Here is a 17,349-nt window from a genome sequence, read left to right on the forward strand (position 1 = left end):
TATCATTGAGATCAATGGAGGCACGCATGGCCGGAAACCTGCACGTCAGAAATCTCGATGATGATCTCATTGTAAAACTCAAGTTGCGCGCAGCGCGCCACGGCCGCTCAACGGAAGCGGAACACCGCGAAATTCTGCGCCAGGCTTTGGCGACCGAGATCGAGCCTTCCTTTGATGATCTTGCCGCCCAGTTGCGCAAACTGACGATGAACCGGAAGCAAACGCCTTCGGAAGAACTGCTCCGCGAAGGACGCGACGAACGTTGATGGAAACCCTGATCATCGATGCCAGCATCGCCGTCAAATGGGTCATTGAAGAGGAAGGGACGGAGCAGGCGCTGAGACTGCGCGGCAGCTATCATTTCGCGGCGCCTGACCTTCTCGTCGCCGAGTGCGCCAACATTCTATGGAAGAAAGTGCAGCGAAACGAGCTGACGCTGGAAGAGGCTCAATTGGCCAGCCGGCTGCTGCAACAGGCAGACATTGAACTGATCGGCATGCGCGGGCTTCTGGAAGAGGCGACAAGGCTGGCAATTCTGCTTGGCCACCCTGCCTATGACTGCATTTATCTTGTGCTTGCGAAACAACGGCAATGCCTGTTTGTCACTGCAGATGAAAGACTGCTTCGCATCGTCCAGCAGAAAGCAGTGGGCACAACCTTCCCACGATGCATGACGCCCCTTCAGGTTAGTGAGCGCACCTGAATTCATCGTCATTCTCAGGATCATTGAATGGAAATGGGGATGGACAGGGATTGACTCCCGCCCTGAAAATCGTCCGGCGCTGAGGGGACGGGCGACGCACGGCGGACCAGATCGAGGACATACTGGTCAAGTCCCGGATTTCCAGAACTGCCGACGATTCTCGAAGCAATGATATTGCCATCGCGCGTGACCGTAAACGCCACGCTCGCCCTGCCGGAACCATGACCGCCGCCACGGGCACGGCGGGAATAACGTGCCAGATAGGAGTTGATCTTGTCTTTCCAGTTGCGGGCAGCACTGGCAGAACTGGCCCGCGACACGCTTGGCTGCTGCCTGGCTTCCACAACGGTATCGCTTTTCACGTCCGTGACCTGTGTCTTCACCGGCTTGCGTACGACCTTCTTCGGCATGTCCTTTTTGGGCACATCCGGCTTTTTCTGTTCGGGACGGACAATGGGCAACGGCACTTCCGCCTTCGGCAGCTCAACCGTTTTTTCCGGCTGCGGCTCATCCGGGACCACCTGCTCTTCCGGCACCGGCTGTTCGACGGGCTGCGGCTCAGGTTCGGGTTCGATCGGCTTTTCTGGCGGCATGTCAGGCGCCTTGGCCTCCTGTTGGACAGGCTCCGATGTGATCTTCTCCGGCTCGGCCGGCGGCAGCTCGGCAACGGCTTCCGGGATCACGGGCGCCGGCAGCGGCTCCATATCGATCATCACAGCGGCGGCAATATCTCCCGCCTCCGCTTCCGGCTGGTACCGATATCCGTACCATCCCGCACCGGCATGCAAGCCGGCCATCACAATGCCGGCGGCGGACCACAGGCCTATTTCGCGCCAGTTCAGCTGAAACCGTCCTGCACCGCGTGCTATCGGCTCGCCGGACATCACTGCGCACGTCCAGCGGGCACCGACGGGGCACTTTCGAGCCCGACAAGGGCGATCTTGAGATAACCATTGTCACGCAACGTGTTCATCAAATCCATCAGCGCGCCATAGTCCACGGCCCGGTCGGCACGCAGGAACACGCGCGTTTCCTTGTCACCCTGCGTCTTCTGATCAAGGAAGGCGCCCAGTGTTTCCTTCGTCACCGTGTCATTGACGATCGCAATGGTATGATCGTCCTTGAGCGTCAGATACAGGGGCTGGTCGGGCCGGGTGGCAGGCGCCGCCGTAGACGCCGGCAGGTCGACATTGATGTCGACGGTGGCAAGCGGCGCCGCCACCATGAAAATAATCAGCAGAACCAGCATGACGTCGATGAACGGCGTCACGTTGATTTCGTGGTTTTCCTGCAATTCATCGTCGGAAACATTGTGCCTGATACCGCCGGCCATGATCTCTACCTTTACTCCGCCGCAGCGGCACGGGGCTGATGCACCGGCGGCACCAGTGCAAAATCCACGTCGCGGCTGACAAGCCGTTCAACACCCGCCGAGGCGTCGGCCAGCAACTGGCGATAGCCGGTGATGGATCGGGCAAACACGTTGTAGATGACGACTGCGGGGATCGCGGCGACAAGACCGATGGCCGTTGCAAGCAAGGCTTCGGCGATGCCCGGCGCGACAATGGCAAGATTGGTCGTCTGCGATTCCGAAATGCCGATGAAGGAATTCATGATCCCCCATACCGTGCCGAAGAGACCGACGAACGGTGCCGTTGAGCCGATGGTCGCCAGCACGCCCGTGCCCCGGCTCATGCGGCGGCCGGCCTGCGCCTCGATGCGCGACAGGCGGGAGGAAACACGCTCCTTCAAACCATCAGCACCCGCATAACTCAGCGCTTCCTGCGACAGGCGCACTTCCTCGCGTGCGGCATTGACCAGTTGGGCTCCCGGTCCGCCGCGGCCTTCCAGTGCCTGTTCGGCATCGCGCAGGGTGCGCGCGCTGCCGATAGCGTTGAGGGCGCGATAGGCGCGGACCCTCGCCCCGGCCAGTTCCAGCGTCTTGGCCAGCCAGACAGTCCAGGTCACGAGCGAGGCGAAGGCCAGTCCGATCATCACCCCCTTCACCACCCAGTCCGCCGCCATGAACATGCCCCAGGGGGACAAGTTGTGCGGGAGGGTTGCCTTGGTGACAGCGGCCGGTGCGGACGGCGCCGGAGCGGCCTGGAGAACAGGCGCAGGCGCCGCTTGAGGTGCCGGGGCGGCTTCAATCGGGCTTTGCTGGATGGTCTGAGGCTGCGCCGCCTGCGGCGCGCCTTCTTGCGCCATCACTGGAGAAGCCAGCAACAACAGGACCGGAAGGACGACCGTCCCTGCCCTGATACGCCCTGAGATACGCCCTGAAACATTCCGCTTCACTGGAAATCCGCCTGTGCTTTTGCGCATGACTTTTATCTTTCGCTTCTTCCGCCATCCCAGCCATCGGGCCGGAAAACTCTGCCGGCTCTCAGCGGGTCCGATGCGTGGCGTTTGATCTGGTGGAGCGGCTGTAATATTGTTGAGTATAATAATCAACAATTAACTTCTGCAACCCCAAGTTTTATGGCAAGGGCATTTTGGGGGCATTTTGCGCGTCTCAATCATCCCGCCTGGCGTTGTCGCCGTCAAAACCGTGCCGCCAATAGGCCACAACGAGATGTTTGGAGCGCTCATGTTTTCGCTCCTTGCGCAGATACGCCCGGATTTGCTTGAAATCGGCGAACTCACAGCCGGCCCAGACAAATGTGTCGGGCGAAATGACGGAGGAGTCGAGGCCTTCAACGATCCCGGCAAGCCTGCCGGTCGTCCCGGCGGGTGCGCCATCGCGATACACCCAGCGAACATCGACTGTTGCTGCGGATTGCAGAGGTTGCCTGTCAGCGGGGCTGTCGATTTCAAGAATGACGGTTGCCTCGGCCTCCGCAGGCAGCGTTTCCAGAATTCGGCCGATTGCAGGCAGCGCCGTTTCGTCGCCAACCAGGAGATATCGCCGCGCGTCTTCCACGCCGCCGCCACCGGGGCCTGTCATTCCGACAATGCCGCCCGGTTTGGCATTCAAGGCCCATGTCGATCCCGGCGTATCGTTGCCGGGATGAACAACCATGTCGATGTCGACTTCGCCGCGCTCAATGTCGATGGTGCGGATGGTATAGACGCGGGCGGTCAACGCATCGTCCCCCTCCGGCCAGACCGGACGGCCATCGCGCCCCATGGTCGGCCAAACCGGCTTCCGGCCCTCCGGCGCGAACAGCAGCCGGATATGCAGGCCGCCAATCGCAAACCGGGCAAGATTCGCACCGCGCAAGCGGATGCGCCGCATATGGGGTGTGAGATCGCGGGCGCTCACCACCCGCATTTCGCGGAAGTAAGGCAGTTCGGTGCTGTCCAGACAGTCGCCCACCCATGACAGTTGCGGCTTCTCCGTGCCGGCGAAGCCCAGAAGACTATCGGCCAGCACCATGCGGACATAGGCCAGCGATGTTTCATCATCGGCCTCGACATCGAGAGACAGGATATCGCCGGCAATCGTCAGATGCGCCTTGCCATAGGGCGTCTCGATGCGCCCCTCCGCGTCATCACGTTCGACGCGCGCATGCTCGGAAAAGACGTTGCAGAGCTTGTCCAGCATGTCCTGCGGCGCCTTGAGTTTAACCGTAGCGGAGCTGCACAGAACGGTCGGCATGGCGGACATGGGTATTCTCCTGGCATTGCGCTTCCGCCGTCCATCCATTGCGGATGACCATGCGGGGCCGCCGGGACCATATTAAAATATGAATAATTGAGTCAAGTATTAAAGCAAAAATTTCCGCCTGCGCGAAGGCAAGCCTGCCACCCCCTGGGATCGTCAGACGATACCCCAGGCACGGTAGCGGCCCCGCCCGGTCATCTCCCGCACACCCAATTCGGCAATGAGATTGAGCGCGCCCCGCGGCGTCACTTTCAGCTCCTTGGCAATCAGCGCCGTTGAAACCATCGGTCGTGACAGAATGAGATCGATCATGCCGGGCAAGCTGGAGGTCGAGCGGCGGTCCTTCAGCTTGCGTTCCATCTGGACGCGGGCGAGGCTCAACCGGTCGATCTCTTTCAGACTGGCAATGGCCGATGATTGCGCGGCTTCCAGAAAGGCCGTGAGTCGCGTGTTGCGGTCACGGGCGCGGCGGCGATCACGCGGTATCGCGCGCAACCCGGCATTGAAGACCGCCAGATGCGCCCGCGTCTTCATGCGCTCGCGCAACATGGAGGCGACCAGCATGGGGCCAAGCCAATGCTGGTGCTGCAATGGCTCGATTTCCTCCCACGCATCCCAGAGCAGAGCCGCAGCCAGCATGGGCGGCAGATCGCGGGTGCAATCCATGACCGCGAACCACTCCTCCATCCTGCCGTCTTCATCCCAGTCCGGATCGTAAATCAGAGAATCCCCATCCGGCGTCAGATGACCGGGAGAGATCGTTTCCGCTCTGGCCGGTGCAGTGTCACGCGTTTCCTTGGGCTGCTTCAGCAGGCGTTCCGAACGGTCGAGCAGCGCGTCCAGCCTTGCCAGTTCTTCCTCGAAAGCGCTTTCCGCTTCTGACCCCGGCTCGGAAGCAGCCTCGATGTCGAGCCCGCGCACCGGTTCGCTGATAATCGGCGCGAGAAGCGCATCGCTACCCCAGCGCCCGCGCAGGCTGGCAATGCCCTTCGGGCTCAGTGCCCATTGTGCGGGACTGGAGGCGATCTGACGCCGGGTTCGCAGAATTGCGTGCGCCCGGGTCAATTCATGGGTTGGCGTCCTGATATCCATGCGGGCGTCATGCAGGACAAGGTCCTCCACATGAACAAGTTCACCCGCCAGCCACAGCGCGTTGCAGGCTTCCATGAAATGCGACCGGGCAATCCAGCCTTCGTTTTCGCGCAACAAGCCGTCTTTGGACTGGCGGCTGCCCAGCGCACCGAAATCGCCCTTGCGCGCCACCCGTTCATCCAGCCGTGCAAGTGCATCTTCTGCGGCGACAACCGGGCGAAGCAGATCTTTCAGGGAATAGTTCGTAGAATCATAAGCCATTGAAATCATGATAGGGGAATAGTGAAAGTGAAGCTATTGCCCAAGGTGGAAAACGGCGTCCATCCATCCGGATATCAAAAAATGCCGAAGCGGAAGCCGCCCTTTTTATCCCCGCTCGACCGGGCGCGGGCGCCGAGAACCAGAGTGGGATGGTCCTCGATCATGACGGCGATGAGCCGCAGCGACGCTGCGGCCTGCAGGGCCAGCGGGCGCGCCGACATCCCGGGAATGTCTGCTGCCATTGACCGGGCGGATGCGACATAGCCTGCGACGGCTCCGGTATCCTGCGTCTGCAGGCTTATCATTTTCGCCAATTGCGCGAGGTTTTCCGAAACGCGATCGGCAATATCGTGCTCCAGTCGCCCCCATGACAACAGCCGCCGCAACCGGATGATTTCCGCCCCGAGGGTGACCGATGACAGAGCGTCGTCCAGCAGGGTTTCCCCCGCCTCCCGCATGGTCCTCAGAATCGGCATCAACTGGTTGATGCGGTCATAGGCAAGGCTGTTGAATGCGGACGGGCTCGGAACCCGGTCACGCAGACAGAGCCGGACAATATCCGTTCGCAACGCGCCCATCATCCGGTTCACCGTCACCTGCGGCCGCTTCGGCAAAACAACAATGAAGACGAGAAGTCCGATGAGAATGCCAACCAGAACCGACAGTGAGGTTTCCATGAAAACCTGCGGTTCAAACACCATCGCCTCATGCGGCTTGAGGAAGACGATGAAATTGATGGCGAAAGCGGTTGCCGGCCCGACATGGCGCGGATCTGCCATCAGCAGCGCCGCCGGTACGAGGATGGGAACGATGAATACGGCAAACCAGAACAGACCGGGGAAAGACGGCAGGATCAACTGCCCCAGAACAAAGGCAAACGGAACGGCGTATAACGTGCCCTTGAAAAATCCCCAGCTCGTCTGCAGCGGGTTGGGCATGGATGCGAACAGGCTGCACACCACTGCAACGATAATCGCCGCCGCCGCCGCATCCGCATGCCGGCTTTCCATCCAGTAGGCCGTCATCAGGGCTGTCGCGACAACAGCGCGAACCGCATTCACCAGGGCCGTGCTGTGATCCCGGTAGACCGGCAATGCCGGCGGCTTCCTGCTGCCGGCCATATATTGCGAGCGGCTGCGCAGCGCCGAAAGACCGTTCAACGTCGCCTTGAGCCCGTCGAGAAACTCACCCAGCAGCGTCAAACGGGCCATCATGCCGATGCTGTCATCGCCCCATGGCCTGCCTTTCAGCTCGGCAATTTCGGCTGCGATGATATCCACCCTGCCAAGCCATGGCTCAACGGCGTCAACCTTGAAGTCGCGCGCCATGTCGTCCAGCAATACCCCGAGCTTGTCACGCAGGGTGCTCCATGTCCCGTCGGACGAGACCCGATGCGCGACAAGGATGTTCACAATCGACAGGCATGACATGAGATGCCCCACCGTATGGCGGGAATGGCGGCCATGCGTGACAAGGCTGGGGGCTTCCAGCCGTGCGTGAGCCCGCATGGCGGCAAGGGCCTGCGTGTCCGCGATCAGCTTCCTGTGCGCCGTCTTCAGGTGCCCGGCATCGCGCCCGGCAATTGCATCGCTGGTATAGCGCGCCAGATCCGCGATGCAGTTTTCCAGGCCTTCCACCAGCGCCGTTCGCGCAAGCTGCGGTTGAAAAAAGCGGCTGGCCACACCGGCACAGACGATGCCGAGCATAATCTCGGTGCAGCGCGCATAGGCAAATTCGGCCAGGAGATGCGGATGGCCAAACGCCGGGAGTGCGATAATGACGGCGGTATAGCCCGCAAGAGCCGCACCGTAGGATTCCGGGTTCCGCAACATCGAGGCCGCGTAGGTGCACAATGCCACCCACAGGGCGATCGACGCCACAAACAGCCATCGCATATCACCTGTCGCGGCGGTGATGGCCATCGCCGCCAACGCCCCGATCAGTGTTCCGGCCAGACGAAACAATCCCTTGCTGATGACCATGCCGGCTATCGGTTGCGACACGATAAAGACAGTCATCATTGCCCATTGCGGCTGCTGCAGGTTCAACGCAAAGGCTGCCGTGAGGGCAAAAAGCGCCGCGACATTCGTTCTCAGCGCAAATACCCAGGCCGTCCGGCCGGGCCATGCGGGATGTTGCATGATGGTGTGGATGGATTGAAACATGGCGTCCGATCTGGCAGCTCCCCGCCCTCAATATATTTCACAGGCAGGCGGCACAACGGAAAGACGCTGCAGGACCGTGCGTCTTCTTGCCACCTCGGCTTCATCCCAACCTTTGCCGTGCAAGACAGCCTTCAATGACCCCATTGTGTCACAAACGTGACATCCAACGGGCGCATGATCCAATGGCGACCATCACCCTAACGAGGACCATTTTATGCGTAGATTGCTCAGTCTGCTGACAGCGTTTGCTTTTGTTGGCCTTACCGCCGCCTATGCCGGCGAGGTCAAGCCTTTCAGCGATAGTAAGGAAATCGACCTCCTGACCATTTTGCCCCCGCCTCCCGCCAATGATTCGGCACAGACCAAGGCAGAAATCGGCGAAGTTCTTACCTTGCAAGTGACGCGGACACCGGAAATGGTTGCCCGCGCCCAGGCCGATGCCGAGGAAAATGTCTGGCGTTTCGCCGACGTTCTGGGTCCGGATTTCAACAAGGACAAACTGCCGAAGCTTGCTGCCTTTTTCGACCGGGTTGTTGAAACCGAAGGCGCTGTCGTTGATCCGGCAAAGGATGTTTTCAAGCGTCCGCGTCCGCATCAGCTGAGCGAACTCGTGAAGCCGGCCGTCAAGCCGTCCAATTCCGGTGCATGGCCCTCCGGTCACACGACCGTTGGCACGCTGATGGGCATCGTTCTGTCCAACATGGTTCCGGAAAAGAAGGCTGAAATCATGGCCCGCGCCTGGGAATACGGCAACAACCGCATCGTTGGCGGCATTCACTACCGTTCCGACGTGGAAATGGGCCGCATTTCCGGCAGCGTCATTGCCGCGACAATCATGAAGCATGACGACTTCAAGGCCGAATACGAGCCCGCGAAGGCTGAACTGCGCGCTGCCTTGGGTCTCGGCGGCGCCTGATAGCATCTGCGCCGGCCATTCCCCCGACAATGCCCGCCATGCGTGTTCTTCGCGCATGGCGGGTTTAACCATCTACGACTTTGGTCGTACGTGCGAGCCTGACCTTCGCCCGATGCAGGAACGACGGAACAGGGTTACTTTCCGGCCCAACGCTTCACGAAAGCGTGATAACTGGAAGAGACAGCTATGTTCAGACCAAACCAGACGTGGCTCGCACCGCAGGTTGAACCCGATGTTGCTGGCCACGCATCAACGATGGCCGCATGATCATGCGTTATCAGATACAGTTGCTTTCCGTTGAATATTTTGCCCTGTCGCTTCTGCTTGGCCTCGTGCTGATACCCCTTCTCTCGTCTGATTTCTGGAACGCCTTGCGCGATAAAGTGATGATCCTGTTGAATTTTGCAGGCGGATGGAGAAAGGGGACAGCCGCGCGACAGGATGAATCCGCCAATCAGACGGAACCGGCATCAATGCGCACCCATCCGTCCTATCGATTGCCTGAGGGTCAATGCGCAACGCCGAAGCACCGTTACAAGAGCAAGGGTGGCATTCGCTCCGCCGAGTGGTATGGAACAAGGAACCGGCCAGTGAGACGTCGGCTTAAATAACCGGCGAGGAATGAAAACGTGAGTTTTTTGCATGCTCTTCGTTTGCGTGGTCTGTTCGTCAAACTGGTGCTGATGTTCATGATCGTCGGCTTCGGCGCGCTTTTTCTCGTCAGTATCCTCATGAGCCAGTTTTCCTCCGGCCGCTACGAGAGCAGCATCCGCAGCTTCTTCAATGGCCTCGATCAACAGCAACTGACCGCTCTGGCGTCGGGCACTGATCCGCGCGACAAGGAAGCCTGCACCGTTCTGGCCAGCAAGATATTCTGGAATGTGGTTCGATCCGGTGTCACGCGGGTATCCGATTTCGGCATCATGTTTTCGTTTTTTCACAGCGGCCGGATGCAGGTCCGGATCATTGATGATAACGGCATGGTGTGTGCCACCCAGCCAGATGCGACGCCCCTGCTCGGCAAGGCGCTGAGCGCGGCGGTGCATGCCGAACAGCCGAATTTCATTCAAAGGGACAATGACGACTGGGCCATGGTCAAGCGGGTAGCACTGCCGCTGGCCAACAACACCCAGGCATTGATCGGGCTTCATTACTGGTCGCAATGGGAGCTTTACGACGAAGTGCTCGATGCCACCGTTTATGACTATATCCGCACATTCATCCTGATCAATTCGATGGGGGCGAGTGTTGCGGCGTTGTTCGTCTGGCGGCTGTTCCGGCGAATCAAACGGGCGACAAACGCCGCGGACCAATGGGCCGCAGGCGATCTGCGGGCCCGCATCAAGGACGGCTCAAGAGACGAATTCGGGCGCCTGATGCAACGCTTCAACAGCATGGCGGATGCAATATCCAAGAGCTTTGATACGCAGAAGGCGCTGGCCATATCGGTGGAGCGCAACCGCATCGCGCGCGACCTGCACGATACCGCCAAACAGCGCAGTTTTGTGCTGGGTCTGAAGCTCACCGAACTGGAATATGAGGCGCAGGGGCATGCGCCGCTGCTGCCGACGGTGGAATCGGCCAGGCGTCTGGCCGATCATTTACAGCAGGATCTGGAGAACGTTGTTTCCGGCTTCAACCTGCCCGCGATTGCCGATTACGGCCTGTATGAAACATTGCTGCGCAGTGTCCGCGATCTGCTGGCGGGATCAGGCGTGCAATGGTCGATCAATTGGCCTGAAGGCGCCCGCTCCCCTTTTGACGGCGTCCCGGAAATAGCCCAGGAATTGCTCATGATCACCCACGAAGCCGTGGCAAACGCCCTGCGCCATGCGCAGTGCCGCACCATTCGCATCGACTGCAATCCCGGCGCCCGCTGGCACTGGAGCATTACCGATGACGGCCAGGGTTTCGATATCGGCAAGGCTCCTTTTGGCATGGGATTGTCGAACATGCGCTGGCGTGCAAACACATTGCCCGGCGGCATTATAACAATCCAATCGGAAGCAACCGGCACATCCGTCGATGTGTCGTTCAAGCTACCCGTGGCGGGGCAATCATGAGCACAACAATAGTCATTGCCGATGATCATGCCGTGGTACGCGAAGGCATTCGCGGGCTGCTGCGCATCGATCCCGGTTTCACCGTCCTTGCCGAGGCCGAAAACGGTGAGACCGCCATATCGATGGTGCGCGAACACCGCCCCGATGTTCTCCTGCTGGATTTGATGATGCCGGGAATGGGCGATGCAGCGGAAGCCATGATCGGCCTCATCCGCAAGGCGAGCCCCGAAACCCACATCATGATTTTGACATCCAGTGACGACGACCGGCTTGCTTTCAAAGCCATTGAGGCGGGGGCCCATTCCTTCCTGCTGAAATCCATGCGCGGCGAACATTTGATGAATGCGATCCATGCGGCCAGCAAGGGGACGCCGACACTGCACCCCCTCGTGGCGCAGCGCCTGCTAAACTCCATCCGCAATCCGCAGCCGCGCCAGTTCGAGGATCTCACGGCCCGCGAGCTTGAAGTTCTGCGCTGCCTGGCCGAAGGCGGCAGCAATGCAAGGATCGCCGCCCAGCTCAACATCACCGAAAAGACGGTGAAAGCCCATCTGGGAAGCATCATGTCAAAACTGGACCTGACCGACCGCACCCAGGCGGTCGCCCTCGCCTGGCGCGCCGGCCTGATGAAGCAATAACGCGAACGGAAACCCTGTTCAGGCGGCGCCGGATGTCCGGTCCGGATTGCGCCGCAAGGTGTTCATTTCCGCTCTTTCCCGCGCCATGGTGCTGACCGCCGCCCGCAGGGTCGGATGCCGCGACATGAAGACGTTGAAATCACGGCGATCAAGCACAAGAAACTCGCAGAAATCGATGGCGACGACATCCGCCGTGCGCCGTCCGCCGCTCAGCAGCGCCATTTCCCCGAAGAATGCTCCGGGCTCCAGCCGCACCGGTTCGCTGTCGAGCTGGACCTCCACCACGCCTGACGCAATGAAATACATTCCATCGCCGCGATCGCCGATCCGGATGATCCGTTCGCCGGGCGATGCGGATTTGGGTTTGAACAGCAGCAGGAGTTCCTCCTGCGCGTGCTCATCCACTTGCGCAAACAACGGGAAAGTGTCGATCAGCTGCTGCATCTTGAGCTGGTGCTGCCGGTTGCGCTCCTCATTGATCGCCCGGATATCGCCGAGTTCACGCGCCAGCGCTTCCTCCCGCCTTTTGCCGTAGCCGGCAAAAAATACCGGCCACCGGCGATGGATGCTGTTCTCCATCCCCTCGGCGGCCAGAAACACCAGCGGATTGATGGTGATCGAGAGGATTGCCCCGGCCAGGATGATATCCTGGCCTTCCCTTGGCAGCAGGCCGAGCGTTACACCGAGACCGGCGAGAATGAACGAGAATTCGCCGATCTGCGCCAGGCTGGCCGCCACCGTCAGGCCCATGCCCACGGGGAAACGCAGCAAAAGCACGATGCAGAAGGCAATCAGCGACTTGCCGAAAATAATCAGCGCGAGCGCACCCAGCACGGCCATGGGTTCGCGCAGCAGGATGGACGGGTCGAACAGCATGCCCACGGAAATGAAAAACAGCACCGAGAATGCATTCTGCAGCGGCAGCGAGTCCGCCGCGGCCCTGTGACTGAGATTCGACTCACTCATCACGACGCCGGCAAAGAATGCTCCAAGCGCAAAGGACACGCCAAAGATCTCCGTCGCTCCGAACGCGATACCGAGGGCAATGGCAAGAACCGAGAGGGTGAACAACTCCTGCGATCCCGTCCGCGCCACCAGGGTCAGCAGCCACGGCACAACTTTCGGGCCCAGGAAGATCGCCATGACGGCGAAAGCCCCGACCTTGAGCAGGGTGATCGCAATGGTCAGCACCAGCGGCATTCCGCCCGCAGCGGCCTGCCCGGCCACACCGCCAGCATGCGCACCCAGAATTTCTGCGAGGGCCGGCAGGAGCACCAGCGCAAGCACCATCGCCAGATCTTCCACGATGAGCCAGCCGACGGCGACGCGCCCATTGGCGGAGTTGACGAGATTGCGCTCTTCCAGCGCCTTCAGGAGCACGACCGTGCTGGCGACCGAAAGGCTCAGGCCCAAAACCAGTCCAGCACCGATCCCCCATCCCCACAGCGAGGCCAGGCCGACACCAAGCACGGTCGCCAGCACGATCTGTGCAACCGCACCGGGCACGGCAATACCGCGGACAGCCAGCAATTCGGAGGCGGAGAAATGCAGGCCGACACCGAACATCAGAAGGATGACACCCATCTCGGCAAGCTGCGATGCAAGCGCAGCGTCGGCGATGAAGCCCGGGGTAATGGGCCCCATCAAAATTCCGGCGACGAGATAACCGACCAGCGGCGGCAGACGCAGACGATCCGCGAGATAGCCGCACACGGCCGCAAAAACAAAACTGACCGCCACAGTGGCAATTAAGGAAACTTCGTGATGCACGTCCGCCCTTCGGTTTTTATGAATTCCCGCTCCATCCAGGCACGGTTGGCCCGGCTCCAACCCATACAAGCTAGATTGCTCCGAACATAGCCCAATTTCGCACAGGACAGGCCAAAGATCGGCGGTTCGGGCAAGCTGGGGCCGTCTGGCAACATCCGCGTGGTGTCTGGCCGGGCCGCGGCGAAAGGATGCCTACCGGATCGAACGGGGCGGACAGCCCTGCACGCCCTTCGGTTTCAGCAGGTCTTCAAGACCAATGCGCCGGAACATCTCGGCGCGGACGCGGTCCGCGACGCCGTTGACGATCTCGGCGCCATCCTGCGACGGATCGATATGCGTGCGGAACGGGCGGGTTCCGAACGGCATGCCAATCACATCGACAATCGCCGTGGCGACGGCACCGGCATCCGCGTCGGCGGGCTCCAGCGCAGCGAGGCCTTGCAGGGCCTGTTCCGAAACACCGGCATAGGGCCCTTCATTGTACTCGGCCGCCCGTTCCCTGTCGGCGGGCGAACCGGAATGGGCAAAGTGATTGGTGCCCTTGGTGAAGGCGCCGGGAACGATGATCGCCGTTTCAATGCCCCAGCGGCTGAGTTCCGCCGCATAGGATACGGCGAGCGAATCCATTGCCGCCTTGGCAGCGAAATAGGGCGACAGGTATGGCGGCGTGCCGCCGCGGGCGCTGGACGAGGAAACCCAGACAACCAGCCCCTTTTCCTGCCTGCGCAGATGGGGGAGTGCCGCGCGGTTGACCCGCTGCGTCGACAGCACGTTGATGTCATAGAGTTCGGCGAACTGTTCCGGTGTGAACGCCTCGGCGGGACCGAAAGACATATGACCGGCATTGTGCATGACCACGTCGAGACGGCCCGCCTCGGCGATGATTTTGGTTATACCGGCTTCCACGGATGCGTCGGAAGCAACGTCCAGTTCCACCGAGCGCAGATCAACACCATGTTCAGCGGCGAAGGCGGCTGCCTCGGCGACCTGCGGCGCGTTGCGCCCCTCTGTCGCCCGCATTCCGGCGTAAACCGTATGGCCTGCCTTTGCCAGGGCACGGGCCGTGAGAGCACCAAAACCGCTGGACGCGCCGGTGACGACGATAATTTGCTTGTTCATGATCATGGTCCTTCTTGTTTCGTGATGGTTGTCTGCCGGAGATACCGGTCAGGCGACGCCGCCATTGGCGCGCAGGATCTGGCCATTGATCCAGCCGGCATCGGGGCCGGCAAGGAAGGCAACGACGCTGGCGATATCGTCCGGCTGGCCCAACCGCTCGAGCGGCGGCATCTTGGCAAACTGCGCGACAAGCTCGTCGCTCTTGCCATTCAGGAACAGGTCGGTGGCGATCGGTCCGGGAGCCACGGCATTGACGGTGATGTTGCGGCCGCGCAGTTCCTTGGCAAAGACGCGGGTGAACGCTTCGACGGCAGCCTTGGTGCCGTTGTAAACGGCGTAACCCGGCATGTTCAGCGCGAGGGTCGTGCTGGAGAAATTGACGATCCGGCCGCCATCATTCAACCGCTTGGCGGCTTCGCGCAGGGTATTGAACGTTCCCTTGACGTTGATGCCGAAATGGCGGTCAAACTCCGCATCGCTGGTTTCGGCGAGCGGAAGCGTCTTGAGAATACCGGCATTGTTGACCAGCACATCGACACCGCCGAACGCGGCTTCGGCCGCGTCGAACATGCGCGCAACCGCCTGCGCATCGCTGACGTCGGCCTTGGCGGTCAAAGCCCTGCCGCCGCTCGCTTCGATCCGGCGAGCCAGTTCTTCAGCTGGCGCAGCTTCGCCGGAATAATTGATGACGACCGTGAAATCATCCGACGCCAGGCGCCGGGCGATGGCTGCACCGATACCGCGCGATGCGCCGGTGACGATTGCGATCTTCTTTTTGGTTTGTGTCATGGTCTTTCTCCTTCATGTCTGCGCCGCAGCGCTGTTGATGAAGGCACCATGCATCATTTATTTTTCGGGATAATCATGCAATAATTGACATCACTATTCGAGATTTGAGAACAATGGACACATTGGATGCCATGCGGGTTTTTGCCCGCGTCGTCGAGCGCCGCAGTTTCACGCTGGCGGCGGAAGATATCGGCTTGCCGCGTTCGACCGTGACCAATGCGGTGCAACAGCTGGAAGCACGGCTGGGCACCGTCCTGCTGCAACGGACCACCCGGCATGTCAGCCCGACGCTGGATGGCGAGGCCTATTACCAGCGGTGTCTCGCCATTCTGGCTGATATCGAGGACGCCGAAGGTGCGTTTGCCGGAGCAAAACCGAAAGGGCCGCTGCGGGTGGATGTGCACGGAACGCTGGCCCGGCACTTCCTTCTGCCCGGCCTGCCGGCGTTCCTGCAGACCTATCCCGGGATACAGTTTTATATGAGTGAAGGGGATCGCCTCGTTGATCTCGTGCGCGAGGGTGTCGATTGCGTGCTGCGCGTCGGCGATCTCGCCGACAGCGATATGATCGCCAGGCGCGTGGGCATGCTCGACGAGATTACGCTGGCCTCACCCGGCTACATCGAACGGTTCGGCATGCCGGAGCATCCGGACGAACTCGCCGGGCATCAGATGGTTGGCTTTCGTTCAACCGCGACAGGCACGATCCTGCCGCTCGAGTTCCTCGTGGAAGGCACCATTCGCACCATCACCCTGCCGGCACCCGTCTGGGTCAATGCGGCGGAGAGCTACGTCACGACCGCAAGACTTGGGCTCGGACTGATCCAGATCCCGCGCTATCACGCCGAAGCCGACCTGGCCGCAGGCACGCTTGTCCACGTTCTGTCTGATTTCCCGCTCTCACCGACCCCGGTTTCCCTGCTCTATCCGCGCAACCGCCAGCTTTCGCCAAGGGTGCGTGTGTTCATTGACTGGATATCACAGAGGTTTACGCACCTTCCCTGACTTCCGGGTCCTGCCCCTGACCAACCTCATAAACTTCTATGGGAAGTCCATCCGGATCGGCGAAGAAGGCGAATGCGCGCTTGGTATAGGGATCAATCCGCACCGGTTCGGTTGCAACGCCCCGCGCGTGCAGCCAGGCCAGTGTGTCCTCAACGGAGGTGACGGCAAAAGCCAGATGCCGCAGCCCGCAGGCTTCGGGGCGCGACGCACGTGCGGGAGAATGCGGAAAGTGAAACAGTTCGATCTGGGTATCGCCGGATCTCAGGTCGCACTTCCATGACTGGCTGTCCGGGCGCCAGTTTTCAGCGATGATCCCGTAGCCAAGCTTCTCGGTATAAAACTGCTTCGAGCGGTCGTAGTCACTGCAAATGACGGCAACATGATGAAAGCGCGAGAACATTGGTTTCCTATCTGCTGTCCCGGAAAGCGGTGGCAAACCGGTATGCCAGTGCGGATCACCAGGTGTTGAAGCGAACACCCGCCCGGATCTGATGGGTTTTGATGCCATCGTCGCGGATGGTCACATCGCCATTCTGATACAGGTCCTTGCCGCCGATATCCGCATAGCGATAGCCCAGATCCAGCTTGAGGCGCGGGGTTATATCAACCGCAATACCGGCCATGAGCGCCCATTCAAAACGGTTTGTGCCGCCGGATTTAAGCCGCGCGTCGACGGGCCCCTGATAGTCGTAATTGACATTGGCAAAGCCGATGCCGCCGCCCACATAGGGTGTGATTCCGTAATAATTGCCAAGGTCGACATAGGCGTTCGCCATGGCTTCCCACAGATCCGTCGTCGTTTCATAGTAGTTGCTGTCGCGCTGACTGTAACCGACGGTTGCGTCCGCACGCAGGTAGTTATTGAACTGATAGCCCACGCCGATGAAGGGCGAGAAGCCCCGCTTCAACTCATATTCGCTCGGCGTACTGCCGCCGGGATAATCAACATGAGCCTTGACCGTCGACGAAAAATTGTAGGCAACGTCGCCGCGCAGATACCAGCCTGATGCAGTCTCAACCGGCATATACGGCGCCCGTTCCGGAAAAGTCGCCGGACCAAGATCAGCCGCAAGAACATGGCTGCCAAGCAGAGAGAAGAAGGAGGCAGCAGAAAGGAACGTTTTCGTATAACGCATTATCAATCCCCAAGGTGAATAACTCTGGGGACCCCGCCCCTTATCGCTACATTAGGATGAGCCCGTTAAGTTCCGGTTAAGCATGA

The 17,349-nt window shown here is 60.4% G+C and carries 18 protein-coding genes; 7 read left to right on the forward strand and 11 right to left on the reverse strand.

The window, feature by feature from the left end; translation table 11 throughout:
• Nucleotides 1-26 precede the first annotated feature (26 nt).
• Complete coding sequence (locus ACZ25R_RS02580) at nucleotides 27-266, forward strand: FitA-like ribbon-helix-helix domain-containing protein (protein WP_472459935.1); 240 nt, start codon at nucleotides 27-29, stop codon at nucleotides 264-266.
• Complete coding sequence (locus ACZ25R_RS02585; RefSeq protein ID WP_472459936.1) at nucleotides 266-703, forward strand: type II toxin-antitoxin system VapC family toxin; 438 nt, start codon at nucleotides 266-268, stop codon at nucleotides 701-703. The genes ACZ25R_RS02580 and ACZ25R_RS02585 overlap by 1 nt, the downstream gene beginning before the upstream one ends.
• A gap of 20 nt (nucleotides 704-723) precedes the next feature.
• On the opposite strand, the gene ACZ25R_RS02590 is transcribed toward ACZ25R_RS02585, so the two are convergent.
• From ACZ25R_RS02590 to ACZ25R_RS02615, 6 genes are all read right to left on the reverse strand, one after another.
• The gene (locus tag ACZ25R_RS02590) at nucleotides 724-1,587 is read right to left on the reverse strand and encodes an energy transducer TonB family protein (protein ID WP_472459937.1); all 864 of its coding nucleotides are present in this window, start codon (nucleotides 1,585-1,587) and stop codon (nucleotides 724-726) included.
• Nucleotides 1,587-2,036: a TonB system transport protein ExbD gene (exbD, locus tag ACZ25R_RS02595; protein ID WP_472459938.1), complete on the reverse strand. Its 450-nt coding sequence runs from the start codon at nucleotides 2,034-2,036 to the stop codon at nucleotides 1,587-1,589. Before exbD ends, ACZ25R_RS02590 begins: the two co-directional genes overlap by 1 nt.
• Before the next feature lie 11 nt (nucleotides 2,037-2,047).
• The gene (gene exbB / locus ACZ25R_RS02600) at nucleotides 2,048-3,028 is read right to left on the reverse strand and encodes a tonB-system energizer ExbB (RefSeq protein ID WP_472459939.1); all 981 of its coding nucleotides are present in this window, start codon (nucleotides 3,026-3,028) and stop codon (nucleotides 2,048-2,050) included.
• 190 nt (nucleotides 3,029-3,218) lie between these two features.
• Entirely contained in the window at nucleotides 3,219-4,313 is a 1,095-nt protein-coding gene (locus tag ACZ25R_RS02605) for a DUF2218 domain-containing protein (protein ID WP_472459940.1), read from the reverse strand.
• Nucleotides 4,314-4,466: 153 nt separating this feature from the next.
• Nucleotides 4,467-5,663 carry an RHE_PE00001 family protein gene (locus ACZ25R_RS02610; protein WP_472459941.1) on the reverse strand — a complete coding sequence of 399 codons (1,197 nt, stop codon included), beginning with the start codon at nucleotides 5,661-5,663 and terminating at the stop codon, nucleotides 4,467-4,469.
• A 74-nt stretch (nucleotides 5,664-5,737) separates the two neighbouring features.
• Entirely contained in the window at nucleotides 5,738-7,828 is a 2,091-nt protein-coding gene (locus tag ACZ25R_RS02615; RefSeq protein ID WP_472459942.1) for an FUSC family protein, read from the reverse strand.
• A gap of 214 nt (nucleotides 7,829-8,042) precedes the next feature.
• Between ACZ25R_RS02615 and ACZ25R_RS02620 the strand changes: the two genes are divergently transcribed.
• From ACZ25R_RS02620 to ACZ25R_RS02635, 4 genes are all read left to right on the forward strand, one after another.
• A complete protein-coding gene (locus ACZ25R_RS02620) occupies nucleotides 8,043-8,744 on the forward strand; it encodes an acid phosphatase (protein WP_105733456.1) in 702 nt (233 codons plus the stop codon).
• A gap of 263 nt (nucleotides 8,745-9,007) precedes the next feature.
• Nucleotides 9,008-9,355: a hypothetical protein gene (locus ACZ25R_RS02625; protein ID WP_472459943.1), complete on the forward strand. Its 348-nt coding sequence runs from the start codon at nucleotides 9,008-9,010 to the stop codon at nucleotides 9,353-9,355.
• 18 nt (nucleotides 9,356-9,373) lie between these two features.
• On the forward strand, nucleotides 9,374-10,807 hold the full coding sequence (locus ACZ25R_RS02630) for a sensor histidine kinase (protein WP_472459944.1): 1,434 nt from the start codon (nucleotides 9,374-9,376) through the stop codon (nucleotides 10,805-10,807).
• A complete protein-coding gene (locus tag ACZ25R_RS02635) occupies nucleotides 10,804-11,445 on the forward strand; it encodes a response regulator (protein WP_464664523.1) in 642 nt (213 codons plus the stop codon). The genes ACZ25R_RS02630 and ACZ25R_RS02635 overlap by 4 nt, the downstream gene beginning before the upstream one ends.
• A gap of 18 nt (nucleotides 11,446-11,463) precedes the next feature.
• On the opposite strand, the gene ACZ25R_RS02640 is transcribed toward ACZ25R_RS02635, so the two are convergent.
• The 3 genes from ACZ25R_RS02640 to ACZ25R_RS02650 all read right to left on the reverse strand — a co-directional run bounded on the left by ACZ25R_RS02640 (nucleotide 11,464) and on the right by ACZ25R_RS02650 (nucleotide 15,123).
• Nucleotides 11,464-13,215: a cation:proton antiporter domain-containing protein gene (locus ACZ25R_RS02640; protein ID WP_472459945.1), complete on the reverse strand. Its 1,752-nt coding sequence runs from the start codon at nucleotides 13,213-13,215 to the stop codon at nucleotides 11,464-11,466.
• 192 nt (nucleotides 13,216-13,407) lie between these two features.
• Nucleotides 13,408-14,334, reverse strand: a complete 927-nt coding sequence (locus ACZ25R_RS02645) for an SDR family oxidoreductase (RefSeq protein WP_472459946.1) — start codon at nucleotides 14,332-14,334, stop codon at nucleotides 13,408-13,410.
• Between the two features lie 48 nt (nucleotides 14,335-14,382).
• Nucleotides 14,383-15,123, reverse strand: a complete 741-nt coding sequence (locus ACZ25R_RS02650; RefSeq protein WP_472459947.1) for an SDR family oxidoreductase — start codon at nucleotides 15,121-15,123, stop codon at nucleotides 14,383-14,385.
• A 113-nt stretch (nucleotides 15,124-15,236) separates the two neighbouring features.
• On the opposite strand from ACZ25R_RS02650, the gene ACZ25R_RS02655 reads away from it, so the two are divergent.
• Entirely contained in the window at nucleotides 15,237-16,127 is an 891-nt protein-coding gene (locus tag ACZ25R_RS02655) for a LysR family transcriptional regulator (protein WP_472459948.1), read from the forward strand.
• Here ACZ25R_RS02655 and gloA2 read toward each other — a convergent pair.
• A complete protein-coding gene (gloA2, locus tag ACZ25R_RS02660) occupies nucleotides 16,111-16,527 on the reverse strand; it encodes an SMU1112c/YaeR family gloxylase I-like metalloprotein (RefSeq protein ID WP_472459949.1) in 417 nt (138 codons plus the stop codon). The genes ACZ25R_RS02655 and gloA2 overlap by 17 nt on opposite strands.
• 55 nt (nucleotides 16,528-16,582) lie before the next feature.
• A complete protein-coding gene (locus ACZ25R_RS02665) occupies nucleotides 16,583-17,263 on the reverse strand; it encodes an outer membrane protein (RefSeq protein ID WP_223614829.1) in 681 nt (226 codons plus the stop codon).
• Between the last annotated feature and the right edge of the window lie 86 nt (nucleotides 17,264-17,349).

It is taken from the genome of Phyllobacterium sp. RCAM01083 (genome assembly GCF_055685835.1).